The organism is Pseudomonas sp. KB-10, from assembly GCF_018221585.1.
GTDB classification, from domain to species: Bacteria; Pseudomonadota; Gammaproteobacteria; order Pseudomonadales; family Pseudomonadaceae; genus Aquipseudomonas; species Aquipseudomonas yangonensis.
In genome coordinates, this window is the sequence record NZ_QYYB01000008.1 from 164,008 (window position 1) to 189,865 (window position 25,858).

Here is a 25,858-nt window from a genome sequence, read left to right on the forward strand (position 1 = left end):
CTTTACTGCGAGGCCGACCGAAGCCGGACTCGCAGGTGTTACAGGTATAGCAAGTCGCGAATCAGGTACCGCTCTGCAGCAGCATGTTACGCACGTGACCGATGGCCTTGGTCGGGTTCAGACCCTTGGGGCACACGTTCACGCAGTTCATGATGCCGCGGCAGCGGAACACGCTGAACGGATCGTCCAGCGATGCCAGACGTTCGGCGGTCTTGGTGTCACGGCTGTCGGCCAGGAAACGATAGGCCTGCAGCAGCGCAGCGGGACCGAGGAACTTGTCCGGATTCCACCAGAACGACGGGCAGCTGGTCGAGCAGCAAGCGCACAGAATGCACTCGTATAGACCGTCGAGCTTCTCGCGCTCTTCCGGCGACTGCAGGCGCTCGATGGCCGGTGCCGGCGTGTCGTTCTGCAGGAACGGCTGCACCTTCTCGTACTGCTTGTAGAAGATGCTCATGTCAACGACCAGGTCACGAATGACCGGCAGACCCGGCAGCGGACGGATCACCAGCTTGCCGCCTTTCAGCCCAGCTGCGGACAGCGGGGTGATGCAGGCCAGACCGTTCTTGCCGTTGATGTTCATACCGTCGGAGCCGCAAACGCCCTCACGGCAGGAGCGACGATAGGAGAAGCCTTCATCCTGTTCCTTGATCAGCGCCAGCACGTCCAGGACCATGATGTCCTTGCCGTTGGTGTCGATCTGGAAGTCCTGCATGAACGGAGCAGCGTCCTTCTCCGGGTTGTAGCGATAAACACTGACTTGCAACATATCAGTCACCCTTAATAAGTCCGAACCTTGGGTTCAAATGCCGGAACGGTCTTCGGCGCGAAGTTCACGTCACGCTTGGCTACGCGCTTCTCGCCCGGGAAGTACAGGGAGTGGCACAGCCAGTTCTGATCATCGCGCTCTTCGAAGTCTTCACGAGCGTGGGCGCCACGGGACTCTTTACGAGCCTCGGCCGCAACCGCGGTCGCTTCGGCGACTTCGAGCAGGTTTTGCAGTTCCAGCGCTTCGATACGCGCAGTGTTGAACGCCTGGCTCTTGTCGGAGATTTTCACCTTGGCGATACGCTCGCGCAGGTCGGCCAGTTGTTGGATGCCCTTCTGCATGTATTCGCCGGTACGGAATACACCGAAGTAGTTCTGCATGCACTGTTGCAGCTCGCGCTTGAGCGGCGCGACTTCTTCGCCAGTGCTGCGCTCGTTGACGCCGGCCAGGCGGGCCAGCGACTGCTCGATGTCGGTCTCGCTGGCGCCACGCACCTCGACACCTTCCTTGAGCGCTTTTTCCAGGTGCAGACCGGCAGCGCGGCCGAACACCACCAGGTCCAGCAGCGAGTTGCCGCCCAGACGGTTGGCACCGTGCACCGATACGCAGGCGACTTCACCTACGGCGAACAGACCTTCGATGATCTTGTCGTTGCCGTTGGCGTCCTGAGTGATGGCCTGGCCATGAATGTTGGTGGCAACGCCGCCCATCATGTAGTGGCAGGTCGGGATGACCGGAACCGGCGCGACCACAGGGTCGACGTGGGCGAAGGTCTTGGACAGTTCGCAGATGCCCGGCAGGCGGCTGTGCAGCACTTCTTCACCGAGGTGATCGAGCTTGAGCAGCACGTGATCCTTGTTCGGGCCACAGCCGTTGCCGGCGATCACTTCCTTGACCATGGAACGAGCGACCACGTCACGACCGGCGAGGTCCTTGGCGTTCGGCGCGTAACGCTCCATGAAGCGTTCGCCATGGGCGTTGATCAGGTAACCACCTTCACCACGGCAGCCTTCGGTGACCAGTACACCGGCGCCGGCGATACCGGTCGGGTGGAACTGCCACATTTCGATGTCCTGCACCGGCACGCCGGCACGCAGGGCCATGCCCACGCCGTCACCGGTGTTGATCAGGGCGTTGGTGGTGGAGGCGTAGATACGACCGGCACCGCCAGTGGCCAGAACCACGGCCTTGGAGCGGATGTAGACGGTTTCGCCAGTCTCGATGCAGATGGCGATGATGCCGACGATGGCGCCGTCCTGGTTCTTCACCAGGTCAACGGCGTACCACTCGTTGAGGAACGAGGTGCCGGCCTTGAGGTTGGCCTGGTACAGGGTGTGCAGCAGCGCGTGACCGGTACGGTCGGCAGCAGCGCAGGTACGGGCAGCCTGGGTCGGATTGTCCGGCCCCTTGGACTGACCACCGAACGGACGCTGATAGATGCGGCCCTGCTCGGTACGGGAGAACGGCAGACCCATGTGCTCGAGCTCGAACACGGCTTCCGGGCCGACGGAGCACATGTATTCGATAGCGTCCTGGTCACCGATGTAATCGGAGCCCTTGACGGTATCGTACATGTGCCAGCGCCAATCATCGTTCGGGTCGGCCGAGGCGATGGCGCAGGTAATGCCACCCTGAGCGGAGACGGTGTGCGAACGAGTCGGGAACACCTTGGTAACTACGGCAGTCTTGTGACCGCCCTGAGCCAGCTGCAGAGCAGCACGCATGCCGGCGCCGCCGCCACCCACGATGATGGCGTCATAGGAAAGAGTACGAATGCTAGCCATGAATCAGAAACCCCACAGAATCTGCACGCCCCAGACGAACATCGCGAACATGGCGATGCCACACACGGCCTGGAACAGGAAACGCACACCAGTCGCCCACTTGCCCAGCGCCATCGGCGTCAGGTAGTCGGTGGAAATGGTCCACATGCCGACCCAGGCGTGCACACTCAGTGCAACCAGCGCCAGCAGACTGAAAATGCGCATTGCGGTATGCGAGAACAGACCATGCCATTCGGCGTAGCCCATGCCCGGATTGCAGATCACATAGCCCAGCAAGAACAGCGTATAAGCCGCGAGAACGACCGCAGAAACGCGTTGCGCCATCCAGTCATAGAGGCCCGAACGCGAGAAATTCGTGACATTAGTTACCATATCCACACCCCCAGCAGCACGATCACGACCGCCGCAACGGCGATGACGATTTTCGAGCCCAGCTTGCCGCCTTCCAGCGTCTCGCCGATGCCCATGTCCATGATCAAGTGGCGCACGCCGGCCACCAGGTGATACAGCAGAGCGGACAGAAGACCCCAGATCACGAACTTGGCCAGCGGACTGGCCAGGCATTCTTTCACCTGGGCGAAGCCCTCTTCGGAGGTCAGCGACTTGTCGAGGCCGAACAGCAAAATGGCGATACCGACAAAGAGGATGACACCGGAGATACGGTGAAGAATGGAGGTGTAAGCGGTGACTGGGAGCTTGATAGTCCTAAGGTCTAGGTTTACAGGTCGTTGGCTATTCACGGCTTTTATCACACTGAGAGCCCCTAACTATCAGGGCAAAGTTGTTGGGAAGTGCACTGGTCAGGTACCCATCACCCAAGGAGTGACGACCGCCATGATATGGCCGCAAAGCCCCTGGCGGTCGGGCGCAGAGTATAGACAGTTAGCAGACTAATGACAATGCAATGCCCTACCCCAAAAAGCGCATTGCAGCCTTTAAACAAATGGCGTAAATAGCGGCCTTTTTTCGCTGAAAACCCCGCGCAAACCCTTCTACTGTCAGGGTTCTCGCAAATTGACTTTCGGATTTATCCCACTATAGTGGTGCGGGCCCTGCGTGGGGGGCTGTCTGATGATTTCAAGCATAACTAGGAGGCCACATATGGCTGACAAAAAAGCGCAGTTGATCATCGAGGGCAATGCCCCCGTCGAACTGCCCGTTCTGACCGGCACTGTTGGTCCCGAAGTAATAGATGTGCGGAGCCTGACCGCCACGGGTCGGTTCACCTTTGATCCTGGTTTCATGTCGACCGCCTCCTGCGAGTCGAAGATCACCTACATCGACGGCGACAAAGGGGTCCTGCTGCACCGCGGCTACCCCATCGAGCAGCTCGCCGAGAAGTCCGACTACCTGGAAACCTGCTACCTGCTGCTCAACGGCGAACTGCCGAGCAAGGAAGAAAAGGCCAAGTTCGTCAGCACCATCAAGAACCACACCATGGTTCACGAGCAACTGAAGACCTTTTTCAACGGCTTCCGCCGTGATGCCCACCCGATGGCCATCATGTGTGGTGTAGTCGGCGCCCTGTCCGCCTTCTACCATGACTCGCTGGACATCAAGAATCCGCAGCACCGCGAAGTATCGGCCATGCGCCTGGTGGCCAAGATGCCGACCATCGCCGCCATGACCTACAAGTACTCCATGGGCCAGCCCATGATGTACCCGCGCAACGACCTGAACTACGCGGAAAACTTCCTGCACATGATGTTCAACACCCCGTGCGAGATCAAACCGATCAGCCCGGTGCTGGCCAAGGCGATGGACAAGATCTTCATCCTCCACGCCGACCATGAGCAGAACGCCTCCACCTCCACCGTACGCCTGGCTGGCTCCTCGGGCGCCAACCCGTTCGCCTGTATCGCTGCCGGCATCGCCGCGCTGTGGGGCCCGGCACACGGCGGCGCCAACGAAGCCGTACTGACCATGCTCGACGAGATCGGCAGCGTGGACAATATCGACAAGTTCGTGGCCAAGGCCAAGGACAAGGACGATCCGTTCAAGCTGATGGGCTTCGGCCACCGCGTGTACAAGAACTTCGACCCGCGCGCCAAGGTCATGAAGCAGACCTGCGACGAAGTCCTGGCCGAGCTGGGCATCAACGATCCGCAGCTGGAACTGGCGATGAAGCTGGAAGAGATCGCGCGTAACGATCCTTACTTCAAGGAGCGCAACCTCTACCCGAACGTGGACTTCTACTCGGGCATCATCCTCAAGGCCATCGGTATTCCGACCTCGATGTTCACCGTGATTTTCGCCCTGGCACGCACCGTGGGCTGGATCTCGCACTGGAAGGAAATGCTCTCCGGCCCGTACAAGATCGGCCGTCCGCGCCAGCTGTACACCGGTTACGAGCAGCGCGACCTGCCCGCCGACCGCGACTGATAGCGCCGCGAGACAAAAAAGGCTGCCAATCTGGCAGCCTTTTTTATTTGGCGAAGAACTCGTGCTTCAGCGCTTTTCCACTTTCGCCCGCAAACCCTGCAGCGTCTGCAGCGGCGCATCGACGACGAAACTGTTGGCCAGCCACGACGGCACGCTGCCGCCCGGCTCGGTATGCACCTCGTACGTCACTTCCACCCTGCCACCATCCAAAGGTTTCAGGTGCCACTGCCCATCGACGCGCTGCACGCGCACGAAATCCTTTTCCTCCGGCAGGCGATCCGGCACCGCCTTGAGCAGCCGGGTGACACTGCCATCGGCATCGGTTCGAGTCGTCACCTGAATCACCGAATCACGCGCTTTCACCGGCCAGGGCATTTCGAAGCGGGTGTACAGCTCGCTCACATCGCCTTTGGTTTCCAGCAGGCGCTGTTGCTGACAACTGAAGATCCAGGCGCAGGAACCCTCGACATCCTCCTGCGCAGCCTGCACGGCAGCCAGATCGCCATTGATTGTCACCACACCGCGGTAAGCCTTGTATTTCGAACCCGGTACGTCAGCCAGATACACGCTGACGCCCTCCTCTTCACGCTCCAGCTGCCACTGCCTTTCGGCAGCCTGGGCAGCAGTCGCACACAACAGCATGGCCAGAACGGAATAACGCATCATCTTCAAGCAACTCCCGGTGGGACTGTTTGCGATTCGACCCAAACGGGTCGCAAACGGTTCAGATCCTCAGGCAGTGGCCTGCTCCAGCCAACCCAGCAGGCGAATGGCGCTTTCACGTCCGTCGGCACACAGCTCAGCCTCGGCCTTGAACCCGGCGCAGACCGCGGGACGCTCCGGGCGACCGAAAATGGCGCAGAGAAACTCGGCATTGAGGTGAATGCAGCGCACGCCAGCCGGCTTGCCATTGGGCATGCCAGGGATCGGCGAGCTGATGGAAGGCGCGATGCAGCAGGCACCGCAACCGGCACGACACTCCATGAAACGACCTCGACTACAAACGAACGGCGGCGATCCTAATGAGGCGCGCGCCGTCCGTCGAGGCCTTTTGCGATCAGCGGTTACGCTGCAGACGCGCCACCAGGCTGGAGGTATCCCAGCGGCCGCCACCCATGCCCTGAACGTCGGCATAGAACTGATCGACCAGCGCTGTCACCGGCAGCTGCGCGCCATTGCGACGCGATTCCTCGAGCACGATGGAAAGGTCCTTGCGCATCCAGTCGACTGCGAAGCCGAAGTCGAACTCGCCAGCCAGCATGGTCTTGTAGCGGTTCTCCATCTGCCACGACTGCGCAGCACCCTTGCTGATCACATCGACGACCGCATGGCCATCGAGGCCCGCGCACTGGGCGAAGTTCAAGGCCTCGGCCAGCCCCTGCACCAGGCCGGCGATGCAGATCTGGTTGACCATCTTGCTCAGCTGGCCGCTGCCAGCCGGCCCCATCAGCCGCATCATCCGTGCATAGCACTGGATCACCGGCTCTGCCACTGCATAGGCTTGCTGCTCGCCACCGACCATCACGGTCAGCGCGCCATTGACCGCACCAGCCTGGCCACCGGACACAGGCGCATCGAGAGCCCCCAGACCACGCTCGACCGCGACCGCCGCCAGCTCGCGCGCCACATCGGCCGAAGCGGTGGTGTGATCGACCAGAATGGCGCCCGGGGCCATACCGGCAAAGGCGCCCTGCTCACCCAGAATCACGCTGCGCAGGTCGTCATCGTTGCCGACGCAACACATCACCAGCTCGGCACCTGCCGCCGCCTCGCGCGGGGTCGGCGCGCTGCTGCCGGCATATTCCGCCACCCACTGCTCGGCCTTGCCCGGCGAACGGTTGTAGACCGTCACCTGATGCCCATTACGGGCAAGATGCCCGGCCATCGGATATCCCATAACGCCCAAGCCGATAAATGCGACCTTTGCCATAACAACCTCCTGCGGACATAGGCCGCAGAGCCTAACACGACGTTTGCCCTGGCCGGAAAGGCCTTCCATACTGCCTGCCAATCGGCCCCGAGCGAGGCCTTGCGAACGATTAGGAGCGCCAATGGGACATTGGTTGGTCATCGACCTGGAAGCCACGACCGACGAAGGTGGCTGGCCGATGGAAGAAATGGAAATCATAGAGATCGGTGCCAGCCTGGTCGGCGCTGACGGCCACGAGCGCGATCACTTTCAGCGCTTCGTCAAACCACAGCGGCGCCCATGCCTGACCGACTTCTGCCGCGAGCTCACCCACATCACCCAGGCCGATATCGACAGCGCCGCGCCAATGCCACAGGTCTGGGCCCAGTTCGAGCGCTGGCTGACGCAGCACGCATCGCGCCTGGTCGGCTGGAGCAGTTGGGGCGACTACGACCGCCGCCAGCTGGAGCAGGAATGGCGCCGGCATCAGGTGCACAGCCTGCTGGCTGACGTGCCCCATCTGAATCTGAAACAGGCATTCGCCAAGGCCCGCCAACTGCAACGCCCGGTCGGCCTGCACAGCGCACTGCAGCTGGCCGGCATGCAGTTTCAGGGGCAACAGCACCGAGCCCTCGAGGACGCCCGTAATACCGCGCGCCTGCTGCCGCTGGTGCTGCCGCTCAAAGACTGATGACGAAGAAAAGCCGCTTGGGCATACTGGCGACCCTTTTATGGTCCGCCACGTATGGCAGCCACTCTTCGTCCCGTCGCAAGGCGGTGTTACGAACGGCTCCCCGGCAATCTATTCACTCCCCTCTGAGGAATCGCAGATGTTCAAGGTCAACGAGTACTTCGACGGCACCGTCAAATCCATCGGCTTCGCCATGGCCGAAGGTCCCGCCACCATCGGTGTGATGGCCCCGGGCGAATATGAGTTCGGCACCAGCCAGCTGGAAGTCATGCATGTAGTGGCCGGTGCCCTGACCGTGAAACTGCCGGGCAGCGACAGCTGGAACACCTATGAGGCCGGCAGCCAGTTCACCGTCGAGGCCAACAGCAAGTTCCAGCTCAAGGTGGCCGTAGATACCGCCTACCTCTGCGAATACCGCTAACAGGCCGTTTAAAAAACTACCTGCGTTGGCAATCCCGCGTTAAAAACGACCTCAAAATGCTCATTTACAGCTCGTAAACTCCGCTTTTTCGGTCGTTTTTGCCTTGTCTTGCCTGCCTCGCCTACGTTTTTTCAAAGGCCTGGCAGCCGCAAAGCGTTTCAAGAACCGGCCCCAGCGGCCGGTTTTTTCTTTGATCACCATCAGGACACCAGCCCATGCCCCGCTCCGCCCTTCTCGCCCCCATCGCGCTGCTCGTGGTGGCCATGGTTTCGATCCAGAGCGGCGCGTCGCTGGCCAAGAACCTGTTCCCGATAGTCGGCGCCGAAGGCACGACCACCCTGCGCCTGGTGCTAGGGGCAATCATTCTGTCGCTGGTGATGCAGCCCTGGCGCGCCAGGCTGGACCTGCGCAAGTGCCATTCATTGCTTGCCTACGGCCTGGCGCTGGGCGGCATGAATCTGCTGTTCTACATGTCATTGCAGAGCATCCCGCTGGGTATCGCCGTAGCACTGGAATTCACTGGCCCGCTGGCCCTGGCGCTGTTTTCCTCGCGCCGCCTGCTGGATTTCGTCTGGGTGATCCTGGCCGTCATCGGCCTGTGGATGCTCCTGCCAACTGGCGCCACGCAGAGCGCCATCGATCCACTCGGCGCGGCTCTGGCCCTTGGCGCAGGCGTTTGCTGGGCACTATACATCATCTTCGGGCAGAAAGCCGGCGCCCAGCATGGCCGCCATACTGTCGCGCTGGGCACCTGGGTCGCCGCGTTGCTGGTGCTGCCCATCGGCGCCTGGCACGCAGGCAGCGATCTGCTCAGCCTCGACCTGCTGCCCATTGCCTTAGGCGTCGCAGTGCTGTCCTCAGCCCTGCCCTACAGCCTGGAGATGGTGGCTCTGACGCGCCTGCCAGCGCGCACCTTCAGCGTTCTGATGAGCCTGGAGCCGGCAATCGCGGCCATGTGCGGCCTGGCTTTTCTCGGCGAGAAGCTGCTCTGGGGCCAGTGGCTGGCCGTCGGCGCGATCATCGTCGCCTCGGCCGGCGCAGCCGCCACCATCAGACCCAAGCGCTAGTTGCCGAACTGCAGCTCCGCCAGGCGCGCATAAAGCGAACTGCTTTCGATCAGCTCGGCATGGCTGCCAATGGCCGCCAGGCGCCCCTGTTCGACCACGGCGATGCGGTCCGCCTGTTTCACCGTGGCCAGGCGATGGGCGATCACCAGGGTGGTGCGCCCGGCCATCAGCGACGGCAGTGCCTGCTGGATCAGGTGTTCGCTCTCGGCATCCAGGGCGCTGGTGGCCTCGTCGAGCAGCAGGATCGGCGCATCGGCCAGCAATGCCCGGGCAATCGCCAGACGCTGGCGCTGCCCGCCCGACAGCCCGAGCCCGGCTTCACCCAGGTGGGTCCGATACCCCTGCGGCAGACGCTCGATGAACTCGTGGGCATGCGCTGCCCGCGCGGCAGCTTCTACCTCTGCCCGAGTGGCATCGAGGCGGCCATAGCGAATATTGTCCTCGACCGAACCGAAGAACAGCGCCGGATTCTGCGACACCAGAGCGAAGCAGGCGCGCAGCTCGCGCGGATCGAGCTGATCGATCGGCACACCGTCAATGAGGATGCGCCCGGCCTGCGGGTCGAAAAAGCGCAGCAGCAGATCGAACAGCGTCGATTTGCCCGCTCCGGACGGCCCGACCAGCGCCAGCGTTTCACCAGCCGCCACCTGCAGGGCGATGCCATCGATGGCGTAGCTGCCGGGCCGCGACGGATAGGCGAAACGCACGCCCTGCAACTCGATACGCCCACGCACCGGCTGCGGCAGATGCTGAGGCTGCTCCGGCGCGACGATGGCATTGCTGGAGCGCAGCAGTTCGCCAATACGCTCCGCCGCTCCGGCCGCGCGCTGCAGCTCGCCGATCACCTCGCTCAAGGTGCCGAAGGACGAGCCGACGATCAGGCTGTAGAACACGAAGGCCGCCAGCTCGCCGCCGGAAATGCGTCCGGCGATCACGTCCATGCCGCCAACCCAGAGCATGACGCCCACCGCCCCGAGCACCAGCACGATGACTACAGTGATCAGCCAGGAACGCTGAGCGATGCGTTTACGCGCGACATCGAAAGCGGCCTCGGCGGACTCGCCAAAGCGTCGCTTGTCCTCGTTCTGGTGGTTGTAGGCCTGCACCGTCTTGATCTGCCCCAGCACCTCGCCGACGTAGCTGCCCACGTCGGCCACGCGGTCCTGGCTCTGCCGCGACAGCGCGCGCACACGGCGGCCGAACAGCAGGATTGGTGCCACCACCAGCGGCAGAGCCAGCAGGACGATACCGCTGAGTTTCGGGTTGGTGATCACCAGCAACACGCTGCCGCCGATCAGCATGATCAGGTTGCGTAGCGCCATCGACAGCGACGAGCCGATCACCGATTGCAGCAGCGTCGTATCGGCGGTCAGCCGTGACTGGATCTCCGAGCTGCGATTGCTCTCGTAGAAGCCGGGATGCAGCTCGATCAGGTGATCGAACACCCGCCGGCGAATATCGGCCACCACCCGCTCGCCGATCCACGACACCAGATAGAAGCGCGTGTAGGTGCCAAACGCCAAAGCCAGCACCAGCACGAAGAACAACAGCAGGGACTGACGCAGTGCAGCCGGCGATTGCGTGGCCAGGCCCTGATCCACCAGCAGCTTGATGCCCTGCCCCATGGACAGCGTGATCGCCGCCGTGAACAGCAAGGCCAGCAGCGCACCCAGCACCCGGCCGCGATAAGGCGCGATAAAGCGCCAGGCCAGGCGTATCGCACCACGCTGGCGGGAGGAAAGCAGAGAAGTCATGACGGGCCTCAGGAGTCGGCGGTAGCAGGCGCTTCGGCCAGCCAGGCCACCGCGCAGAGAGCCAGCGCCGCCAGGTTGGTGGACAGCGGATTGAACGCCTGAATCAACAGATGGGGGCTCAGCAGCGCAACATCAAGCAGCAGCACCAGCAGGACGGTAGCGGCCACCAGCAAAGGCCAGCGCTGACGGCGAATGGTCAGCAGCGCGATGCCCAGCAATACCTCGGCGATGCCTCCGATACGAGCGATCAGCTCCGGCGCGAACAAGGCGTGATCGGGCAAGCCGTGCGCACCGATCATCGCCACCTCGTCAGGGCTCAGCCAGAGAATCTTCGGCGCCAGACCATGCCAGACGAATACCGCCGCCAATGCCAGCCGCGCAAGCCAGGCGATCTGCGCCAGCCGCCGTTCAGTCATGCAGAAAGCGCCCGGCGTGGTCGGCCGTGGGCAGCAGGCAGACGGCATGCCGGCCGAACAGGCGGTAGCGATTCAGCGCAATGCGGTCATAACACCAATCCCGCAGCGGTCGGGGCACCAGGCGCAGCAATCTCAGCGCACGCCAGGGTTGCGGCAAGCGCGAGAGAATACGCAGCAGCGCTGTGGAGCGCACATGCAGCCCCGCCTCGTCGATCAGGGCCATGGTGTCGAAACGATCGGTCGGCAGCCCGTACCAGGCCAGCAACGCCTGGCCCTGGGCGGACTGCACGGACGCCAGGCGAAACTGCCGCGCGGGGTCGTGGCGGATAAGGAACTTCGCCCAGCCGTTGCACAGCTTGCAGACGCCGTCGAACAGCACGACGCGCTCGCCTGCCGACAGGCCGGGTGGTAGCGATGGCTCCGTCATCTCAGGGCACTCGCCTGTTGCGCCTGCGGGCGGTAATGGCCAGTGATGCGGTACGCGAAGAGGATATCTTCCTCCTGCGTGCCGCGGCCGATGTTGTGCAGGATCAGCGGCGCACCATTTGCCGCCTGACGATCGCTGACGATGCCGATATGAGTCAGGCCGCGCCCCAGATCCCAGGTGACGATATCGCCAGCCAGGTAAGCCGCAGGGTCCTGACTGACCGGCAGCGACCAGCCCTGACGCTTGAACCAGGTCATCAGGTTGGGCACGCGACGGTGGTCGATATTGCTGTCCGGCCGGCTCAGCCCCCAGTTTTTCGGGTAGAGGGCAAAATTGCCGCGCATGTCGCGATGCACCGCCTCCTGCAGGTCCAGCCCCTGCTGGCGCAGCGCGCGGATCACCACGTCGGTGCACACACCGGTGGCCATGGGCACGTCGCCGCCCGGATAGCTCAACTGACGGTAGGCCGGGTCATAGCTCAGGGTCACGCCGACCTGCTTGCGCGCATCCAGCACCAGCCTGTCGGCCTCGATGGCCTGCGCAGCCAGGGCGACCGCCCAGGCCAGCAGTACAACCAGCATCCGCATTGCGATCTCCTATCGACTCAGAGGGTAGAGCAACTCTTCCTTGTAACCTGCCCAGACCCGCACGGCATCGGGGAAGGCATCGTCCAGCGTCACCTCGCCACTATCGACCAGCAGCGGCCGGCCCTCAAGCGTCGCCAGCTTGCGCTTGGTGGCGACCACGCGCAGTCGCTCCAGGCCGACGGCGCGCAGCACTCGCGGGCTGATCTGCTGATTGCCGCGGCCGATGATATGCCCCTGACCGCCGATTGCAGTGACCAACAGATAAGCCGGGTGCTCATCGACCAGGGCGAACAGCTGGGCTTCATTGACGTCTTGGGCGATCACCTGGCCATCCTCGATCACATCGACACCGAGCAAGGTAGTTTCCAGCCCCAGATTCTGCGCCAGGCCGTGCAGCGTCGAGCCGGGACCGAACACATAGCGAACACCCGGTTCCCATTCACTCTCCAGCCAGGCGGCCAGATCGGCCAGCACCAGCTCTTCGGACTCCATCCCCCCCTGCTTGACCGCCTGCACATAACCGCCCTCCTGCGGCACGCACAGCTCGCCGTACCAGCGCGCGGTCACGCGGCCTTCGCGCAGGGCAGCCTCGTCGATATCGCGGACCTCGCCGCTGGCCAGACGCACCAGGCCGCCCTCGACCAGGCGAGCGGTGAGCTCGCCCGCCGCCCTTGGGCTGATGGCATAGACGCCGGACTGAATCTTCACCCCGGCCGGAATGCCCAGCACAGGCTGCGACGCGTTCACCACCGCACAGACATCACGTGCAGTACCGTCACCGCCGGCGAACAGAATCAGCGCCACGCCGGCGTCCTGAAGCTGCCGCACCGCGCGGCGGGTATCTTCGGCGGTGGTCGCGCCCTTACCCAACTCCCCCAGCAAACGATGCTCGAAGCCCATCTGCGCCAATAGCTCGCCACCCATCGCCCCCGGGTAGCTGACGAATTCGATGCGCTCGCGCAGGGCCAGCAGCTGCTCCAGGGCAGTGCGTGTGCGCTGTGCGGCTTTTGCCTCGACGCCCAGGGCCAACGCCTGCTCGGCCATGCCGTCGCTGCCCTTGAGCGCGGCCGGGCCACCCAGCCCGGCCAGTGGATTGATGATCAGACCGATACGAAAACGCGCCATGTATTCCTCGTTTCACACAGGCTGGCACGCAGCCTGCAATACGACTTTCGCAATGTGTTTTGTGACGGAGTTCCGCCGTCGCAGTTGTCACCGCGCGTTCATCTAACAGTCCTAGACTGGCGCGCATCACTGATGAGGAGACAGGCCATGAGTTTGCAAGACAATGTCGCCCAATGCCCCAACACCCCGGTCAAGCATTCGCAGATGCCGGTGGGCGGTTTTATCATCGATGGCCAGGGCCGCGAAGTGCCCATTACCGAAGACATGATCCAGCAAGCCTGCAACGCCCTGGAAGAAAGCCGCCAGAGCGCGCACCAGCAGGGCTGAACCTCGGGCGCCAGGCTCGCAAGGTGCCTGGCGCGCCGCCGTAATCAATCGCGCGGCACCAGTTTCAGCGACAGTGAATTGATGCAGTAACGCAGCCCGGTCGGGCGCGGGCCATCCGGAAATACGTGCCCCAGATGAGCATCGCACTTGGCGCATTTGACCTCGATGCGATGCATGCCATGGCTGTAATCGTCGAGGCTGGCGATCACCTCGTCGTTGATCGGCTGGAAATAGCTTGGCCAGCCGCTGCCGGAATCGTACTTGGCGTCCGAATCGAACAGGGCTTCGCCACAGCAGGCGCAGTGGTAGATGCCGGGCGTCTTGCTGTCGTGGTAGGCACCGGTGAAGGGGCGCTCCGTTCCTCCCAGACGACAGACATGGAACTGCTCGTCGGTCAGCTCTTCACGCCAGGTGTCCAACGACTTGTCGACTTTATCCACGAGCGGGTTTCCTCCTCGGTAATGGGCAGCACGGGTTCGCGCGTGACGCCAGCACTCCCATGAGGGATTCGACCGCGGAAGCCTCGGTTGAGAAGTTTCCGGGCCGCGACATGAGTGTGCGGCGCGTGGTAGGCCAGAAAAAAGCAGGGCTGGCACCTTTGCCGCGCCCAGGTCGCCACGTATGATTCGACCCCAGTCTGTCACCCACGCAGCGGGCTGCCAAGATTCCCCGCCGGGAGAATTTTGCAGCGTGCTTCGGTGGGTTTTCCTTAGCTCGGGATTCCTTACATGCAGGTCAGCAAATCGAACAAGCTCGCCAACGTCTGCTACGACATTCGCGGGCCGGTGCTCAAGCACGCCAAGCGTCTGGAAGAGGAAGGCCACCGCATCCTCAAGTTGAACATCGGCAATCCGGCGCCGTTCGGTTTCGAGGCCCCTGAAGAGATCCTTCAGGACGTCATCCGCAACCTGCCCACCGCGCAGGGCTACAGCGACTCCAAGGGCCTGTTCAGCGCGCGCAAGGCGGTGATGCAGTACTACCAGCAGAAGCAGGTCGAAGGCGTCACCATCGAGGACATCTACCTCGGCAACGGCGTGTCCGAACTGATCGTCATGGCCATGCAGGCGCTGCTCAACAACGGTGACGAGGTGCTCATCCCGGCGCCCGACTATCCGCTGTGGACCGCTGCCGTGGCGCTGTCCGGCGGCAAGCCGGTGCACTACCTGTGCGACGAGCAGGCCGGCTGGTTCCCCGACATCGCCGACATGCGCGCCAAGATCACGCCGAACACCAAGGCGCTGGTGCTGATCAACCCGAACAACCCCACCGGGGCGGTGTATTCCAAGGAAGTGCTGCAGGACATCGTCGAACTGGCGCGCCAGCACAACCTGGTGATCTTCTCCGACGAGATCTACGACAAAATCCTCTACGACGAAGCCGTGCACATCAGCACCGCCTCGCTGGCGCCGGACGTGCTCTGCCTGACCTTCAACGGCCTGTCCAAGAGCTACCGCGTGGCCGGCTTCCGTTCCGGCTGGGTGGCCATTTCCGGGCCCAAGCACAAGGCGCAGAGCTACATCGAAGGCTTGGACATCCTCGCCAACATGCGCCTGTGCGCCAACGTGCCGAGCCAGCATGCGATCCAGACCGCGCTGGGCGGCTACCAGAGCATCAACGACCTGGTACTGCCCAACGGCCGCCTGCTGGAGCAGCGCAACCGCGCCTGGGAACTGCTCAACGACATCCCCGGGGTCAGCTGCGTCAAGCCCATGGGCGCGCTGTACGCCTTCCCGAAAATCGACCCGAAGGTTTGCCCGATCCACAACGACGAGAAGTTCGTCCTCGACCTGCTGCTGTCGGAGAAATTGCTGATCGTCCAGGGCACCGCCTTCAACTGGCCGTGGCCAGACCACTTCCGCGTGGTCACCCTACCCCGCGTCGACGACCTGGAGCAGGCCATCGGCCGTATCGGCAACTTCCTCAAAGGTTACAGCCAGTAAGCTGACATGGACCTGCAGATCGACGACTTCTACAAGGATGCGGCCAGCGGCCTGCTGATGCTGTACCAGGCCTTCCCGCGCAAGATGGCGCTGTACGTGGAAGACCTGATCGGCCGCGAGGAGCCTGACGAATTCGGCCTGCCCAGCAAGCGCCACCAGGCCTGCCTGGGTGCGCTGCTGTGGCTGGCCGAGGAAGGCTATCTGCGCTTCGAATCGACCATCGCCTATGACGCGCTGGACCAGGCCGTGCTCAGCGAAAAGGGTTTTCTGCGCCTGTCACGCAGCGTGCCGCACGTGCTCCCCGATGGCGAACCATTGCCTCCCAGCGTACGTCGCGTACACGCTACTCTGGCCTTCCAGTTGCGCGAGGCGCTGGCCCGCCAGCACGGGGAACGCATCGCCCGCCTGACCCGTCTACTGTTCGAAAGCCAGACGGCGCAGCCAAACGACATAGTTTGAAATAGTCGACGGTTGAAAGCCCCAGGGGGGCGCCCTTATATAGCCGGCATTACTCGTACGTCTTTCCCGTGAGGAGTCCGTTCACACCATGATGCGCATTATGTTGTTCCTGGCCACCAACCTGGCGGTGCTGGTCATCGCCAGCATCACCCTCAAACTGCTGGGGGTCGATCGCTTCACCGGCCAGAACCATGGCAGCCTGCTGATTTTCTGCGCCGTGTTCGGTTTTGCCGGCTCGCTGGTGTCGCTGTTCATCTCCAAGTGGATGGCAAAGATGAGCACCGGCACCCAGATCATCACCCAGCCGCGTACCCGCCATGAACAATGGCTGCTGCAGACCGTCGAGGAGCTGTCGCGCGAGGCCGGTATCAAGATGCCGGAAGTGGGCATCTTCCCGGCCTACGAGTCCAATGCCTTCGCCACCGGCTGGAACAAGAACGACGCATTGGTGGCCGTCAGCCAGGGCCTGCTCGAGCGCTTCTCGCCGGATGAAGTGCGCGCGGTACTGGCCCACGAGATCGGCCACGTGGCCAACGGCGACATGGTCACCCTGGCGCTGATCCAGGGCGTGGTGAATACCTTCGTGATGTTCTTCGCGCGCATCTTCGGCAACTTCGTCGACAAGGCGATCTTCAAGAACGAAGACGGCCACGGTATCGGTTACTTCATCGCGACCATCTTCGCCGAACTGGTACTGGGCATCCTGGCCAGCATCATCGTCATGTGGTTCTCGCGTAAACGTGAGTTCAAGGCCGACGAAGCCGGCGCCCGCCTGGCAGGCACCGGTGCGATGATCGCCGCGCTGCAGCGCCTGCGTGCCGAACAGGGCGTGCCGGTACAGATGCCCGACAGCCTGACAGCCTTCGGTATCAATGGCGGCCTGAAAAACGGCCTGGCCGGCCTGCTGATGACCCACCCGCCGCTGGAAGACCGTATCGAGGCGCTGCGACGCCTGGGCTGATCCAGCGTCAACACACGAAAAAGGCGACCCTCGGGTCGCCTTTTTCATTGCGCCGCTTCCGCTAGCGGCGCGTCAGGTGAAAAACTCGCTCGTCCACCGCGGCAAGGCCGCTGTCGGCGAAACGCGGATTACCCGCCAGCACGTCCTTTTCCTCGACCACGCGCAGCATCCAGCCGGCAGCGAAATGCCCTTCCACTTCGGCGTCCTCCACCGAGAATGGCGGACCGTCCATGCGCCGCTGGTCGTAGACCAGCGTCACCAGAAGCCCCTGACAGGTGCTCGGCAGTATCGCCTGCAGATGCGCGACATAACGTTCGCGCATTTCCGGCGGCAGGGCGATCAGCGCAGCACGGTCATAGAAGGCCTGGCAGCCAGCGACGTCTTCGCGGCTCAGGGCGAAAAAATCGCCACAAAGAATCTGCAACGCACCCGCCTGATAGACCTTGAATGCACCGCGTTGCGATACCTGGGGCTGCACGTCACGCTCGGTAAAGAAATCCTGAACGGCGCGCTCGGCCAGTTCGACGCCGATCACTCTGTGCCCCTGCTCCGCCAGCCACGCCAGATCGAGGCTCTTGCCACACAGCGGCACCAGCACCGCCGAGCCGCTCGCCAGCCCGAGCGCGGACCAGTGGCGACGCAGATAGCCGTTGACCTTTTCCTGATGAAAACCGATTTGGCTGCGCGCCCATCTGTCCTGCCAGAACGCCTCATGCATCGCTAAAACCTCCATGAAATCGATAGGAATGGCCAAGTATTTATGCTGGATGTCGATAGATTCAGCAAGGAAGATGGCGTCATCCTACTTCAGGAGTTGATCGCCATGCTGCCCTCACTGTTCATTTCCCATGGTTCGCCCATGCTGGCCTTGGAGCCGGGCGCCAGTGGTCCGGCCCTGACTCAACTGGCTACCGAACTGCCAAGACCCAAGGCCCTCGTGGTCGTGTCGGCGCACTGGGAAAGCCAACATCTACTGCTGACAGCAGGCGAGCGACCACGGACGTGGCACGACTTCAGTGGTTTTCCGGCCCGGCTCTATGCGTTGCAGTACCCTGCCCCGGGCGCGCCAGAACTGGCCAAAGAGATTGCCCAGCGCTTGAACGATGCAGGCTTGTCAGCCGAGCTCGACGCACAGCGCCCTTTCGACCATGGTGCCTGGGCGCCGTTGTCGTTGATGTATCCGCACGCCGACGTTCCCATGCTGCAGTTGTCGCTGCCCAGCCACCAGGGCCCTGAAATGCAAACCCGCGTGGGCCGGGCTCTGGCCAGCTTGCGTGAACAAGGCATCCTGCTGATAGGTTCAGGCAGCATCACGCATAATCTGGGCGAACTGGACTGGCGCGCCGGCCCCGACGCCATCACCCCCTGGGCCAAGGCGTTTCGCGACTGGGTGGTAGAAAAGCTCGAGGCGGATGATCTGGAGACCTTGCATCAGTATCGCCGCCTGGCGCCGAACGCCGCACGCAATCACCCCAGTGAAGAGCATCTGCTGCCGCTATTCTTTGCTCGTGGCGCGGGTGGCGTGTTTTCTGTCGCACACAGCGGTTTCACCTACGGCGCGCTGGGTATGGACATCTATCGTTTCGGCTAAATGCTGGATACCGCCCTGAAATGACGAGGCCCGTCATCGACGGGCCTCGTTTACCGCTTCAATCGAGCCGAACCAGAATCCGGCCGACCATCGCGCCGGCCAGGATGCGCTCGATGGCCTCGGGCAGTTCCTCCAGCCCGACCTCCCGGCACAGCGCGGTGAGATCGATTTTCCACTGCAGCGACAGCTTGTCCCACATCGAGGCCTTGACCACCAGCGGCAGCTCAACCGAATCCACACCCAGGAGATTGACCCCGCGCAGGATGAACGGCAGCACGCTGGCCTGGAAGCCGACGCCAGCGGTCAGCCCGCAGCACGCCACGCTGCCGCTATGGCGCAGCGACTTGACCACGTTGAACAGAATGTCGCCACCCACCGTATCCACCGCAGCCGCCCAACGCTCCTTGAGCATCGGTCGCTCGCTGCCCTGCTGCAGCTCTTCACGGCTGACGATTTCGTCAGCACCCAGGCCGCGCAGGAACTCAGCCTGTTCGGCCTTGCCGGTGGCGGCGGCGACGCGATAGCCCAGCTGCTTGAGCAGCACCACGGCAATGCTGCCGACACCGCCAGTGGCGCCGGTGACCAAAACGGTTCCTGCCTCGGGGGTGACGCCCGCCTGCTCCAGCTTGTCCACGCACAGTGCGGCGGTCAGGCCGGCAGTGCCGAGGACCATCGCCTCGCGCAGCGGCAGGCCTTGCGGGCGCTTGATCGCCCAGGCGGCCGGCACGCGAATGTACTGGCCGAAGCCGCCGGCCGTGTTCATACCCAGGTCATAGCCGGTGACGATGACCTCATCGCCAACAGCGAACTCGGACACGCTGGAGGCCTCGACCACACCTGCCGCGTCGATACCAGGCGTATGCGGATAGGCCTTGGTCACCCCGCGATTGCCGCTGGCGGACAGCGCATCCTTGTAGTTCAGCGAGGAATAGCGCACCCGGATCAGCAGTTCGCCGTGCGGCAGTTGCTCGACGTTGCGCTGGACGACTTCACGCTGGAAGCTGCCGTCGGTGCCTTCACTGACCAGCAAGGCCTTGAACTCGGTCATCACCCTCTCCTCTTGTCGTGGTTCGCTGGGCGACGCGAGCCGGTTGCGCAGCCCATCCTGAACGAAGCGTTACCAGAAGCGCTGTTGGTTGAGCCGACTCAACCAGGTCAGCACGAAACGATCCAGCGCCATGCTCGCGGCCAGCCCGACGCGTTCCTGCAGGCTCTTTTTCTGAGCGAAATGCAGGTGGAACAGTTCAGCTTCGGCGGCGCGTTCGGCCAGGTACTGGTCGCTGGTTTTGAGCTCGTCCACCAACAGCCGCTCCTGCGCGGCCATGCCCAGCCAGACCTCGCCAGTGGCAATGGCGTCGATATCCAGCTGCGGGCGGTATCGGGCGACGAAGCCCTTGAACAGCTCGTGAGTGGTTTCCAGGTCTTCCTGGAATTTCTCCCGGCCCTTTTCGGTGTTCTCACCGAACACGGTCAGGGTGCGCTTGTATTCACCGGCTGTCAGCACTTCGAAGTCGATTTCGTGCTTCTTGAGCAAACGATGCACGTTGGGCAACTGCGCCACCACACCGATGGAGCCGAGAATGGCGAATGGCGCACTGAGAATCTTCTGACCGATGCAGGCCATCATGTATCCGCCGCTGGCGGCCACCTTGTCCACGCACACGGTCAGCGGAATGCCGGCATCGCGGATGCGCACCAACTGCGAGGACGCCAGACCGTAGCTGTGCACCATGCCGCCGCCGCTTTCCAGGCGCAGCACCACTTCATCTTCGGCCTTGGCCATGGACAGCAGCGCAGTCACTTCATGGCGCAGGTTGTCGGTGGCCGAAGCCTTGATGTCGCCGTCGAAGTCCAGCACGAACACGCGCGGCTTGCTCGGCGCGGCTTTCTTGTCCTGCTTGGCGGCCTTGGCCTCTGCCTTGCGCGTGGCCTTGAGCTGGTCCTTGGACAGCACGCTCTGCTCCAGGCGCTCACGCAGGTCCTTGTAGAAGTCATTGAGCTTCTGTACCTGCAACTGACCACCTGTACGCCGACCGCGGCCACGGGTAGCTGCGACGGCCACCAGCACCACGACGATGGCGACCACCAGGGTCAGGGTTTTCGCCAGAAAGCTGGCGTACTCGCTAAGAAACTCCACGGATCCCCCTTGGGCAATACAGCGGCGCTTGCGCGCTCAAAGGCTCAAGCATACCGGCGCAGCGCCTCGCCGGCCAAGCGCGTCAGCGCTGCAGAACGACCATACGAGCAATTCAAACAAGCGTATGTTTTTTCGTTGACAGCCTCCGAGCTTCCTCATAACCTCGCGAGACATTCAACGTGCCGAGATCGAGACGGACGTGGGCAGCATCTATCTGATTCGACATGGCCAGGCCTCATTCGGTGCAGACGACTACGATGTCCTGTCTCCCGTCGGGGTGCGCCAGGCCGAAGTGTTGGGCGAACACCTCGAACAGCTAGGCATCGTCCTCGATCGCTGCGTCAGCGGCAGCCTGCGCCGCCAGCAGCACACCGCCAACGCCGCGCTGCAACGCATGAGCAACGCACCTGCGCTGGATATCGACGAAGCCTTCAACGAATTCGATGCCGACGCGGTAATACGTACCCTGCTGCCGGATATGCTGCCGGAAGAACCCGAAGCGCTGCACATCCTGCGCAATGGCGCGCAAAACCGAGCCGAGTTCCAGCGCCTGTTCGCCAAGCTGATCCATCGCTGGATATCCGGCGAACATGACAAGCCCGGCCTGCAAAGCTGGCAAGCCTATGTCGAGCAGGTCGAAGGCGGCCTGCGGCGCATCCTCGAGCAGGCAGGCAGCAAACAGAATATCGCCGTGTTCACTTCCGGCGGCACCATCACCGCCCTGCTCCGCCTGATCACCGGCGTGCCTTCGGCAAAGGCCTTCGAACTGAATTGGCAAATCGTCAATACCTCGCTCAGCCAGCTAAAGTTCCGCGGCAGCGAGGTGAGTCTGGCTTCCTTCAACAGCCATGTGCATTTACAGCTGCTGAAGGCGCCGGAGCTCATCACCTACCGATGAGCTCCAGCCCAATGCGGCCGCGAGGCTGCGCGAAAAAACCGAAAAAAGGATAAGACCATGAGTGTTGCTGACATCGCCCAAACCATGCAATCCAAGTTCAACGCCAGCGCCGCTGCAGGCCTGGACCTGGTGTTCCAGTTCAACATCGAAGATGGCGAGAACTACGCGCTGATCGTCAAGGACGGCACCTGCGCCCTCGAGCAAGGCGACAACCCGAACGCCAACGTGACCCTGATCATGGACAGCGAAACCCTCAAAGGCATCGTCAGCGGCGAAACTGACGGCATGCAGGCCTTCATGGCCGGCAAGCTGCGCGCCGAAGGCGACATGATGCTGGCGATGAAGCTGGGCGAACTGTTCCCGGTCTGATCGGTGTACTGATCGCAAGACACGAAAACCGGAGTCCTGGCACTCCGGTTTTTTATTGCCCGCCATTCCTGCGGCCTGTTGCCGTTTCGCGTACGGCACGGCGCAGGTAGAAGGTGACTGATCAGGCAGTTTGATCGAGGTGCAACACGCCCGCCTATAACGGCGCGTATTGCTTGTGACAGCCTGGGTGCAGCATTAGATTAGCCAATTATCTAGGGCACCCATCATAATTAGAAGGGATAAGCATGGCGCTCACTGACCAATCCACCCGTATCCGCTCGGGCGAAGAGCTCGACGCCGCCGTCATCGATGCCTACCTCAAAGCGAATATCCCTGGCCTCAGCGGCGAAGCGAAGATCAGCCAGTTCCCCGGTGGCGCGTCCAACCTGACCTACCTGATCGAATACCCGCAGCAGGAGTTCGTGCTGCGTCGCCCGCCGTTCGGCCACAAGGCCAAGTCCGCCCACGACATGGGCCGCGAGTACCGCATCCTCAACCAGCTCAATGCCGGCTTCCCCTACTGCCCCAAGGCCTATGTGCACTGCACCGACGAGTCGGTGATAGGCGCCGAGTTCTACGTCATGGAGCGGGTCAAGGGCATCATCCTGCGTTCGGACATGCCGGCCGAGCTGAACTTCAGCGCCGAGCAGACCACCGCGCTGTGCAAGAGCTTCATCGACAAGCTGGTGGAGCTGCACAGCGTCGACTACAACGCCTGCGGCCTTGGCGATCTGGGCAAGCCCGAGGGTTATGTCGAGCGCCAGATCAGGGGCTGGAGCGACCGCTACGAGAAGGCTCTGACGCCGGACGCACCGACCTGGGAGCCGGTCAAGGCCTGGCTGAACGACAAGATGCCGGCCGACCACCACAAGCCGGGGATCGTGCACAACGACTACCGCTTCGACAACGTGATCCTCGATCCGAACAACCCGATGCAGATCATCGGCGTGCTCGACTGGGAGATGACCACCATCGGCGATCCGCTGATGGACCTGGGCAACACCCTGGCCTACTGGATCGAAGCCGGCGATCCGGCGCCGGTACAACTGATGCGTCGCCAGCCGAGCAACGCGCCGGGCATGCTCACCCGCCAGCAGTTCGTCGACTACTACGCCGAAAAAGCCGGCATCGAGATCAAGAGCTTCGACTTCTACTACACCTATGGCCTGTTCCGCCTGGCCGGCATCGTCCAGCAGATCTACTACCGCTTCTACCACGGCCAGACCCAGGACAAGCGCTTCGCCCAGTTCATTCACATGAACAAGCTGCTGGAGCAGATGTGCCTGCAGGTTATCGGCAAATCCACTCTCTAACCCCGGGGTAATCACAATGTCCAAGACCCAACTGTTCGACCTCGACGGCAAGATCGCCTTCGTCTCCGGCGCCAGCCGCGGCATCGGCGAGGCCATCGCCAAGCTGCTGGCCCAGCAGGGCGCACACGTGATCGTCTCCAGCCGCAAGATCGACGGCTGCCAGGCCGTGGCCGATGCCATCACTGCCGAGGGTGGCAAGGCCACCGCCATCGCCTGCCACATCGGCGAGATGGAACAGATCACCAATGTCTTCGCACAGATCCGCGAACAGTTCGGTCGCCTCGACATCCTGGTCAACAACGCCGCCACCAACCCGCAGTTCTGCAACGTGCTGGACACCGACCTGGGCGCCTTCCAGAAAACCGTGGACGTGAATATCCGCGGCTACTACTTCATGTCCATCGAAGGCGGCAAGCTGATGAAGGAAAACGGCGGCGGCTCGATCATCAACGTCGCCTCGATCAATGGCGTATCCCCCGGCGAGTTTCAGGGCATCTACTCGGTGACCAAGGCCGCGGTGATCAGCATGACCAAGGTGTTCGCCAAGGAATGCGCGCAGTTCGGCATTCGCTGCAATGCCCTGCTGCCGGGCCTGACCGACACCAAGTTCGCCTCGGCGCTGACCAAGAACGACGCCATCCTCAAGCACGCCCTGCAGCGCATCCCGCTCAAGCGCGTGGCCGATCCGAGCGAGATGGCCGGCGCAGTGCTCTACCTGGCCAGCGAAGCCTCCAGCTACACCACTGGCGTGGCGCTGAACGTCGACGGCGGCTTCCTCTCCTGAGGCCAGACGCCTGGACGAAAAAGGCACCTTGCAGGTGCCTTTTTTGCATTTGTAGAGCGGGTCCTACGGCGTAGCCAACCTTAGGGGCGTACCCTCTCCCGCCCTTCGGGCATCCTCGGCTTTGGTATCCTGCATCGCTCTATCTCCGGCATCCACGAGTCGTTTCCCACAAGTGGGAAGAGTCATCAGATGGCCGCTACCAATGTTTCAGCGCTGCTTCAGCCGCCGGGTTCATCGGCTCGGCCAGCAACCCGGTTGGTGTGAGGCTGACGCTGTACACCGCGTCGGCGGCGATCGGCAGGTAGGTCACGCGTAGCGCCTGCGGGTCGAACAGCAGCAGGTCACGCTGATTCAGGCGCAGCCAGCGCCACAGGTCGACACCATAGGGGCTTTCGGCCAATTGCACACGGCCATGCTGCGCCAGCGCCTGCTGCTCGATGGCGAGAAAGCGGCCGGAAAGGCGCTCCAGTCGGTAACCCGGCTCGAGACCAATCAGTTCGGCCAGGCCCTTCCAGCGGATCAAACGGCCATCGAGCTGCCACATGTCGCCCTCGAGCGTAACCGTGCGCTCACGGCTGCCTTCAAGAAGCGTCACCTGATAACGCTGCGGACCGTCGGCCTTGAAGCTCAGCGTCACCAGTGGCTTGCCGGCCTGCAGAGGCTCGTAGGCATACAGGTCATAAGCGACCAGGCCGACCAACCCGGCCAGAGCCAGAAACGCCAGACCACAGGTGCCGCGCAACCAACCGAGGAACCAGCCCGTATTGAGCAGAATGCGCAATGCCACCAGCAGCGCCAATACGGCCAACAGCGCCACGGCCCAGGCCAACCCGTCGTATTGCATCGATTGCGTTCCTTCTCTGACGAAATCCCGGCATTATGCGCAGCTCTCTCCACGACGAACAGCCAGCAGGCTGCGCATTCGCCCACAAGTCGACACTTTGATATGCCTTTCGCTCTCGAGCTCGCCATCGATCCCAGTACCTTAGCCATTCTCGCCCTGGTTGCCTTCGCCGCAGGATTCATCGACGCCATCGCCGGCGGTGGCGGTCTGCTGACCATCCCTGCCCTGCTTACTGCCGGTCTGCCGCCGCACCTGGTGCTGGGCACCAACAAGCTGTGCGCCACCTTCGGTTCGGGTACCGCCGCCCTGACCTTCTACCGGCGCAAGCTGTTCAACCCCGGCCAATGGCGCAACGCGTTGCTGGCGACCCTGGCCGGCGCCTTGCTCGGTGCAGTCATCGCCCACTGGATGCCGGCCGCCTGGCTCAACCAGATGCTGCCGGTGATCGTCTTCGCCTGCGGCATCTATCTGCTGTTCGGCCGCATGCCGGAAGCGCCAGCCGAGCACGACCTGCCGATTGCCCGTGGCCGGCAGTGGCCGCAAGGCCTGGGGCTAGGGCTCTACGATGGCGTGGCAGGCCCCGGCACGGGCGCATTCTGGACAGTCAGCAGCCTGCTGATGTATCCGCTCGATCTGGTGCGCGCCAGCGGCGTGGCGCGCACCATGAACTTCGTCAGCAACGCCGCGGCGCTGGCGGTGTTCATCGCTTTCGGCCAGGTGGCCTGGGTGCTCGGTCTGAGCATGGGTGCGGCGCTGATGGTCGGCGCCTTTCTTGGCGCGCGCACCGCAATCAGGGGCGGCTCGAAATTCATCCGTCCGGTGTTCATCACGGTGGTGCTGGCACTGACCGCACGCCTGGTCTGGCAGCACTGGTTTGGCTGAATCCGGCGAACGATCCGAGAT

Annotated in this window: 31 protein-coding genes; 14 read left to right on the forward strand and 17 right to left on the reverse strand. The window is 62.8% G+C overall.

What is annotated here, in order from left to right:
• Window positions 1-61: 61 nt before the first annotated feature.
• The 4 genes from DXK50_RS20830 to sdhC are packed head-to-tail and all read right to left on the reverse strand — an operon-like array spanning window position 62 to window position 3,305.
• Window positions 62-769, reverse strand: coding sequence for a succinate dehydrogenase iron-sulfur subunit (locus tag DXK50_RS20830; protein WP_161865467.1), 708 nt, complete (start codon window positions 767-769; stop codon window positions 62-64).
• An 11-nt stretch (window positions 770-780) separates the two neighbouring features.
• A complete protein-coding gene (sdhA, locus tag DXK50_RS20835) occupies window positions 781-2,553 on the reverse strand; it encodes a succinate dehydrogenase flavoprotein subunit (RefSeq protein ID WP_161865466.1) in 1,773 nt (590 codons plus the stop codon).
• A gap of 3 nt (window positions 2,554-2,556) precedes the next feature.
• On the reverse strand, window positions 2,557-2,925 hold the full coding sequence (gene sdhD, locus DXK50_RS20840) for a succinate dehydrogenase, hydrophobic membrane anchor protein (RefSeq protein WP_024308045.1): 369 nt from the start codon (window positions 2,923-2,925) through the stop codon (window positions 2,557-2,559).
• Window positions 2,919-3,305 carry a succinate dehydrogenase, cytochrome b556 subunit gene (gene sdhC, locus DXK50_RS20845; protein ID WP_212631606.1) on the reverse strand — a complete coding sequence of 129 codons (387 nt, stop codon included), beginning with the start codon at window positions 3,303-3,305 and terminating at the stop codon, window positions 2,919-2,921. The genes sdhD and sdhC overlap by 7 nt, the downstream gene beginning before the upstream one ends.
• A 349-nt stretch (window positions 3,306-3,654) precedes the next feature.
• Between sdhC and gltA the strand changes: the two genes are divergently transcribed.
• Complete coding sequence (gene gltA / locus DXK50_RS20850; RefSeq protein ID WP_161865464.1) at window positions 3,655-4,935, forward strand: citrate synthase; 1,281 nt, start codon at window positions 3,655-3,657, stop codon at window positions 4,933-4,935.
• A gap of 66 nt (window positions 4,936-5,001) precedes the next feature.
• On the opposite strand, the gene DXK50_RS20855 is transcribed toward gltA, so the two are convergent.
• From DXK50_RS20855 to DXK50_RS20865, 3 genes are all read right to left on the reverse strand, one after another.
• The gene (locus DXK50_RS20855) at window positions 5,002-5,601 is read right to left on the reverse strand and encodes an START domain-containing protein (RefSeq protein ID WP_212631607.1); all 600 of its coding nucleotides are present in this window, start codon (window positions 5,599-5,601) and stop codon (window positions 5,002-5,004) included.
• 66 nt (window positions 5,602-5,667) lie between these two features.
• Complete coding sequence (locus tag DXK50_RS20860; protein ID WP_212631608.1) at window positions 5,668-5,919, reverse strand: YkgJ family cysteine cluster protein; 252 nt, start codon at window positions 5,917-5,919, stop codon at window positions 5,668-5,670.
• A 73-nt stretch (window positions 5,920-5,992) separates the two neighbouring features.
• The gene (locus DXK50_RS20865; protein ID WP_212631609.1) at window positions 5,993-6,865 is read right to left on the reverse strand and encodes an NAD(P)-dependent oxidoreductase; all 873 of its coding nucleotides are present in this window, start codon (window positions 6,863-6,865) and stop codon (window positions 5,993-5,995) included.
• A 121-nt stretch (window positions 6,866-6,986) separates the two neighbouring features.
• Here DXK50_RS20865 and DXK50_RS20870 point away from each other — a divergent pair, with 121 nt between their 5' ends.
• The 3 genes from DXK50_RS20870 to rhtA all read left to right on the forward strand — a co-directional run bounded on the left by DXK50_RS20870 (window position 6,987) and on the right by rhtA (window position 9,023).
• Window positions 6,987-7,535: a 3'-5' exonuclease gene (locus DXK50_RS20870; RefSeq protein ID WP_212631610.1), complete on the forward strand. Its 549-nt coding sequence runs from the start codon at window positions 6,987-6,989 to the stop codon at window positions 7,533-7,535.
• A 139-nt stretch (window positions 7,536-7,674) separates the two neighbouring features.
• Window positions 7,675-7,956 carry a pyrimidine/purine nucleoside phosphorylase gene (gene ppnP, locus DXK50_RS20875; protein ID WP_024308040.1) on the forward strand — a complete coding sequence of 94 codons (282 nt, stop codon included), beginning with the start codon at window positions 7,675-7,677 and terminating at the stop codon, window positions 7,954-7,956.
• A gap of 215 nt (window positions 7,957-8,171) precedes the next feature.
• Window positions 8,172-9,023, forward strand: a complete 852-nt coding sequence (gene rhtA / locus DXK50_RS20880) for a threonine/homoserine exporter RhtA (RefSeq protein ID WP_212631611.1) — start codon at window positions 8,172-8,174, stop codon at window positions 9,021-9,023.
• Here the strand turns inward: rhtA and DXK50_RS20885 are convergent.
• From DXK50_RS20885 to DXK50_RS20905, 5 genes are read right to left on the reverse strand one after another with little or no spacing between them, the layout of a single operon-like run.
• The gene (locus DXK50_RS20885; RefSeq protein ID WP_212631612.1) at window positions 9,020-10,777 is read right to left on the reverse strand and encodes an ABC transporter transmembrane domain-containing protein; all 1,758 of its coding nucleotides are present in this window, start codon (window positions 10,775-10,777) and stop codon (window positions 9,020-9,022) included. The genes rhtA and DXK50_RS20885 overlap by 4 nt on opposite strands.
• A gap of 8 nt (window positions 10,778-10,785) precedes the next feature.
• Window positions 10,786-11,193 (reverse strand): DoxX-like family protein, encoded by a 408-nt coding sequence (locus DXK50_RS20890; protein WP_212631613.1) that lies wholly within the window; start codon window positions 11,191-11,193, stop codon window positions 10,786-10,788.
• Window positions 11,186-11,620, reverse strand: a complete 435-nt coding sequence (locus DXK50_RS20895; protein WP_212631614.1) for a thiol-disulfide oxidoreductase DCC family protein — start codon at window positions 11,618-11,620, stop codon at window positions 11,186-11,188. The genes DXK50_RS20890 and DXK50_RS20895 overlap by 8 nt, the downstream gene beginning before the upstream one ends.
• Entirely contained in the window at window positions 11,617-12,207 is a 591-nt protein-coding gene (locus DXK50_RS20900; RefSeq protein ID WP_212631615.1) for a DUF1287 domain-containing protein, read from the reverse strand. The genes DXK50_RS20895 and DXK50_RS20900 overlap by 4 nt, the downstream gene beginning before the upstream one ends.
• 9 nt (window positions 12,208-12,216) lie before the next feature.
• The gene (locus tag DXK50_RS20905) at window positions 12,217-13,332 is read right to left on the reverse strand and encodes an ATP-NAD kinase family protein (RefSeq protein ID WP_212631616.1); all 1,116 of its coding nucleotides are present in this window, start codon (window positions 13,330-13,332) and stop codon (window positions 12,217-12,219) included.
• A 147-nt stretch (window positions 13,333-13,479) separates the two neighbouring features.
• On the opposite strand from DXK50_RS20905, the gene DXK50_RS20910 reads away from it, so the two are divergent.
• Entirely contained in the window at window positions 13,480-13,659 is a 180-nt protein-coding gene (locus tag DXK50_RS20910) for a PA1571 family protein (RefSeq protein WP_161865452.1), read from the forward strand.
• A gap of 44 nt (window positions 13,660-13,703) precedes the next feature.
• Here DXK50_RS20910 and msrB read toward each other — a convergent pair whose 3' ends face one another.
• Window positions 13,704-14,099 (reverse strand): peptide-methionine (R)-S-oxide reductase MsrB, encoded by a 396-nt coding sequence (msrB, locus tag DXK50_RS20915; protein ID WP_003240879.1) that lies wholly within the window; start codon window positions 14,097-14,099, stop codon window positions 13,704-13,706.
• Window positions 14,100-14,387: 288 nt separating this feature from the next.
• Between msrB and DXK50_RS20920 the strand changes: the two genes are divergently transcribed.
• From DXK50_RS20920 to htpX, 3 genes are all read left to right on the forward strand, one after another.
• On the forward strand, window positions 14,388-15,599 hold the full coding sequence (locus DXK50_RS20920; RefSeq protein WP_212631617.1) for a pyridoxal phosphate-dependent aminotransferase: 1,212 nt from the start codon (window positions 14,388-14,390) through the stop codon (window positions 15,597-15,599).
• Between the two features lie 6 nt (window positions 15,600-15,605).
• On the forward strand, window positions 15,606-16,058 hold the full coding sequence (locus tag DXK50_RS20925) for a hypothetical protein (RefSeq protein ID WP_024308032.1): 453 nt from the start codon (window positions 15,606-15,608) through the stop codon (window positions 16,056-16,058).
• Window positions 16,059-16,146: 88 nt separating this feature from the next.
• On the forward strand, window positions 16,147-17,019 hold the full coding sequence (htpX, locus tag DXK50_RS20930; RefSeq protein WP_212631618.1) for a protease HtpX: 873 nt from the start codon (window positions 16,147-16,149) through the stop codon (window positions 17,017-17,019).
• Window positions 17,020-17,080: 61 nt separating this feature from the next.
• Here htpX and DXK50_RS20935 read toward each other — a convergent pair whose 3' ends face one another.
• The gene (locus DXK50_RS20935; protein WP_212631619.1) at window positions 17,081-17,737 is read right to left on the reverse strand and encodes a thiopurine S-methyltransferase; all 657 of its coding nucleotides are present in this window, start codon (window positions 17,735-17,737) and stop codon (window positions 17,081-17,083) included.
• Between the two features lie 105 nt (window positions 17,738-17,842).
• Here DXK50_RS20935 and DXK50_RS20940 point away from each other — a divergent pair, with 105 nt between their 5' ends.
• The gene (locus DXK50_RS20940; protein WP_212631620.1) at window positions 17,843-18,610 is read left to right on the forward strand and encodes a DODA-type extradiol aromatic ring-opening family dioxygenase; all 768 of its coding nucleotides are present in this window, start codon (window positions 17,843-17,845) and stop codon (window positions 18,608-18,610) included.
• Window positions 18,611-18,668: 58 nt separating this feature from the next.
• Here the strand turns inward: DXK50_RS20940 and DXK50_RS20945 are convergent, their stop codons facing one another.
• Both DXK50_RS20945 and sohB read right to left on the reverse strand, forming a co-directional pair.
• On the reverse strand, window positions 18,669-19,658 hold the full coding sequence (locus DXK50_RS20945; RefSeq protein WP_212631621.1) for a YhdH/YhfP family quinone oxidoreductase: 990 nt from the start codon (window positions 19,656-19,658) through the stop codon (window positions 18,669-18,671).
• Between the two features lie 69 nt (window positions 19,659-19,727).
• The gene (gene sohB / locus DXK50_RS20950; RefSeq protein WP_212631622.1) at window positions 19,728-20,747 is read right to left on the reverse strand and encodes a protease SohB; all 1,020 of its coding nucleotides are present in this window, start codon (window positions 20,745-20,747) and stop codon (window positions 19,728-19,730) included.
• 199 nt (window positions 20,748-20,946) lie between these two features.
• Between sohB and DXK50_RS20955 the strand changes: the two genes are divergently transcribed.
• The 4 genes from DXK50_RS20955 (at window position 20,947) to DXK50_RS20970 (ending at window position 24,111) form a co-directional block, all read left to right on the forward strand.
• A complete protein-coding gene (locus DXK50_RS20955; RefSeq protein WP_212631623.1) occupies window positions 20,947-21,645 on the forward strand; it encodes a histidine phosphatase family protein in 699 nt (232 codons plus the stop codon).
• Between the two features lie 57 nt (window positions 21,646-21,702).
• On the forward strand, window positions 21,703-22,014 hold the full coding sequence (locus DXK50_RS20960; RefSeq protein WP_003459932.1) for an SCP2 sterol-binding domain-containing protein: 312 nt from the start codon (window positions 21,703-21,705) through the stop codon (window positions 22,012-22,014).
• Window positions 22,015-22,259: 245 nt separating this feature from the next.
• Window positions 22,260-23,327 (forward strand): phosphotransferase family protein, encoded by a 1,068-nt coding sequence (locus DXK50_RS20965; protein WP_212631624.1) that lies wholly within the window; start codon window positions 22,260-22,262, stop codon window positions 23,325-23,327.
• A 16-nt stretch (window positions 23,328-23,343) separates the two neighbouring features.
• Window positions 23,344-24,111 (forward strand): SDR family oxidoreductase, encoded by a 768-nt coding sequence (locus DXK50_RS20970; protein WP_212631625.1) that lies wholly within the window; start codon window positions 23,344-23,346, stop codon window positions 24,109-24,111.
• A 196-nt stretch (window positions 24,112-24,307) separates the two neighbouring features.
• Here DXK50_RS20970 and DXK50_RS20975 read toward each other — a convergent pair whose 3' ends face one another.
• Complete coding sequence (locus tag DXK50_RS20975) at window positions 24,308-24,955, reverse strand: hypothetical protein (RefSeq protein WP_161865442.1); 648 nt, start codon at window positions 24,953-24,955, stop codon at window positions 24,308-24,310.
• A 102-nt stretch (window positions 24,956-25,057) separates the two neighbouring features.
• Between DXK50_RS20975 and DXK50_RS20980 the strand changes: the two genes are divergently transcribed.
• Window positions 25,058-25,837 (forward strand): TSUP family transporter, encoded by a 780-nt coding sequence (locus tag DXK50_RS20980; RefSeq protein WP_212631626.1) that lies wholly within the window; start codon window positions 25,058-25,060, stop codon window positions 25,835-25,837.
• The last annotated feature ends 21 nt before the right edge of the window (window positions 25,838-25,858 follow it).

Excerpts from the sequence above, each read along its gene's own strand:
- DXK50_RS20830 (WP_161865467.1), bottom strand. The coding sequence starts at position 769 with ATGTTGCAAGTCAGTGTTTATCGCTACAACCCGGAGAAGGACGCTGCT.
- sdhA (WP_161865466.1), bottom strand. The coding sequence starts at position 2,553 with ATGGCTAGCATTCGTACTCTTTCCTATGACGCCATCATCGTGGGTGGC.
- sdhD (WP_024308045.1), bottom strand. The coding sequence starts at position 2,925 with ATGGTAACTAATGTCACGAATTTCTCGCGTTCGGGCCTCTATGACTGG.
- gltA (WP_161865464.1), top strand. The coding sequence starts at position 3,655 with ATGGCTGACAAAAAAGCGCAGTTGATCATCGAGGGCAATGCCCCCGTC.
- DXK50_RS20855 (WP_212631607.1), bottom strand. The coding sequence starts at position 5,601 with ATGATGCGTTATTCCGTTCTGGCCATGCTGTTGTGTGCGACTGCTGCC.
- DXK50_RS20860 (WP_212631608.1), bottom strand. The coding sequence starts at position 5,919 with ATGGAGTGTCGTGCCGGTTGCGGTGCCTGCTGCATCGCGCCTTCCATC.
- DXK50_RS20865 (WP_212631609.1), bottom strand. The coding sequence starts at position 6,865 with ATGGCAAAGGTCGCATTTATCGGCTTGGGCGTTATGGGATATCCGATG.
- DXK50_RS20870 (WP_212631610.1), top strand. The coding sequence starts at position 6,987 with ATGGGACATTGGTTGGTCATCGACCTGGAAGCCACGACCGACGAAGGT.
- ppnP (WP_024308040.1), top strand. The coding sequence starts at position 7,675 with ATGTTCAAGGTCAACGAGTACTTCGACGGCACCGTCAAATCCATCGGC.
- rhtA (WP_212631611.1), top strand. The coding sequence starts at position 8,172 with ATGCCCCGCTCCGCCCTTCTCGCCCCCATCGCGCTGCTCGTGGTGGCC.
- DXK50_RS20885 (WP_212631612.1), bottom strand. The coding sequence starts at position 10,777 with ATGACTTCTCTGCTTTCCTCCCGCCAGCGTGGTGCGATACGCCTGGCC.
- DXK50_RS20890 (WP_212631613.1), bottom strand. The coding sequence starts at position 11,193 with ATGACTGAACGGCGGCTGGCGCAGATCGCCTGGCTTGCGCGGCTGGCA.
- DXK50_RS20895 (WP_212631614.1), bottom strand. The coding sequence starts at position 11,620 with ATGACGGAGCCATCGCTACCACCCGGCCTGTCGGCAGGCGAGCGCGTC.
- DXK50_RS20900 (WP_212631615.1), bottom strand. The coding sequence starts at position 12,207 with ATGCGGATGCTGGTTGTACTGCTGGCCTGGGCGGTCGCCCTGGCTGCG.
- DXK50_RS20905 (WP_212631616.1), bottom strand. The coding sequence starts at position 13,332 with ATGGCGCGTTTTCGTATCGGTCTGATCATCAATCCACTGGCCGGGCTG.
- DXK50_RS20910 (WP_161865452.1), top strand. The coding sequence starts at position 13,480 with ATGAGTTTGCAAGACAATGTCGCCCAATGCCCCAACACCCCGGTCAAG.
- DXK50_RS20920 (WP_212631617.1), top strand. The coding sequence starts at position 14,388 with ATGCAGGTCAGCAAATCGAACAAGCTCGCCAACGTCTGCTACGACATT.
- DXK50_RS20925 (WP_024308032.1), top strand. The coding sequence starts at position 15,606 with ATGGACCTGCAGATCGACGACTTCTACAAGGATGCGGCCAGCGGCCTG.
- htpX (WP_212631618.1), top strand. The coding sequence starts at position 16,147 with ATGATGCGCATTATGTTGTTCCTGGCCACCAACCTGGCGGTGCTGGTC.
- DXK50_RS20935 (WP_212631619.1), bottom strand. The coding sequence starts at position 17,737 with ATGCATGAGGCGTTCTGGCAGGACAGATGGGCGCGCAGCCAAATCGGT.
- DXK50_RS20940 (WP_212631620.1), top strand. The coding sequence starts at position 17,843 with ATGCTGCCCTCACTGTTCATTTCCCATGGTTCGCCCATGCTGGCCTTG.
- DXK50_RS20945 (WP_212631621.1), bottom strand. The coding sequence starts at position 19,658 with ATGACCGAGTTCAAGGCCTTGCTGGTCAGTGAAGGCACCGACGGCAGC.
- DXK50_RS20960 (WP_003459932.1), top strand. The coding sequence starts at position 21,703 with ATGAGTGTTGCTGACATCGCCCAAACCATGCAATCCAAGTTCAACGCC.
- DXK50_RS20965 (WP_212631624.1), top strand. The coding sequence starts at position 22,260 with ATGGCGCTCACTGACCAATCCACCCGTATCCGCTCGGGCGAAGAGCTC.
- DXK50_RS20970 (WP_212631625.1), top strand. The coding sequence starts at position 23,344 with ATGTCCAAGACCCAACTGTTCGACCTCGACGGCAAGATCGCCTTCGTC.
- DXK50_RS20975 (WP_161865442.1), bottom strand. The coding sequence starts at position 24,955 with ATGCAATACGACGGGTTGGCCTGGGCCGTGGCGCTGTTGGCCGTATTG.
- DXK50_RS20980 (WP_212631626.1), top strand. The coding sequence starts at position 25,058 with ATGCCTTTCGCTCTCGAGCTCGCCATCGATCCCAGTACCTTAGCCATT.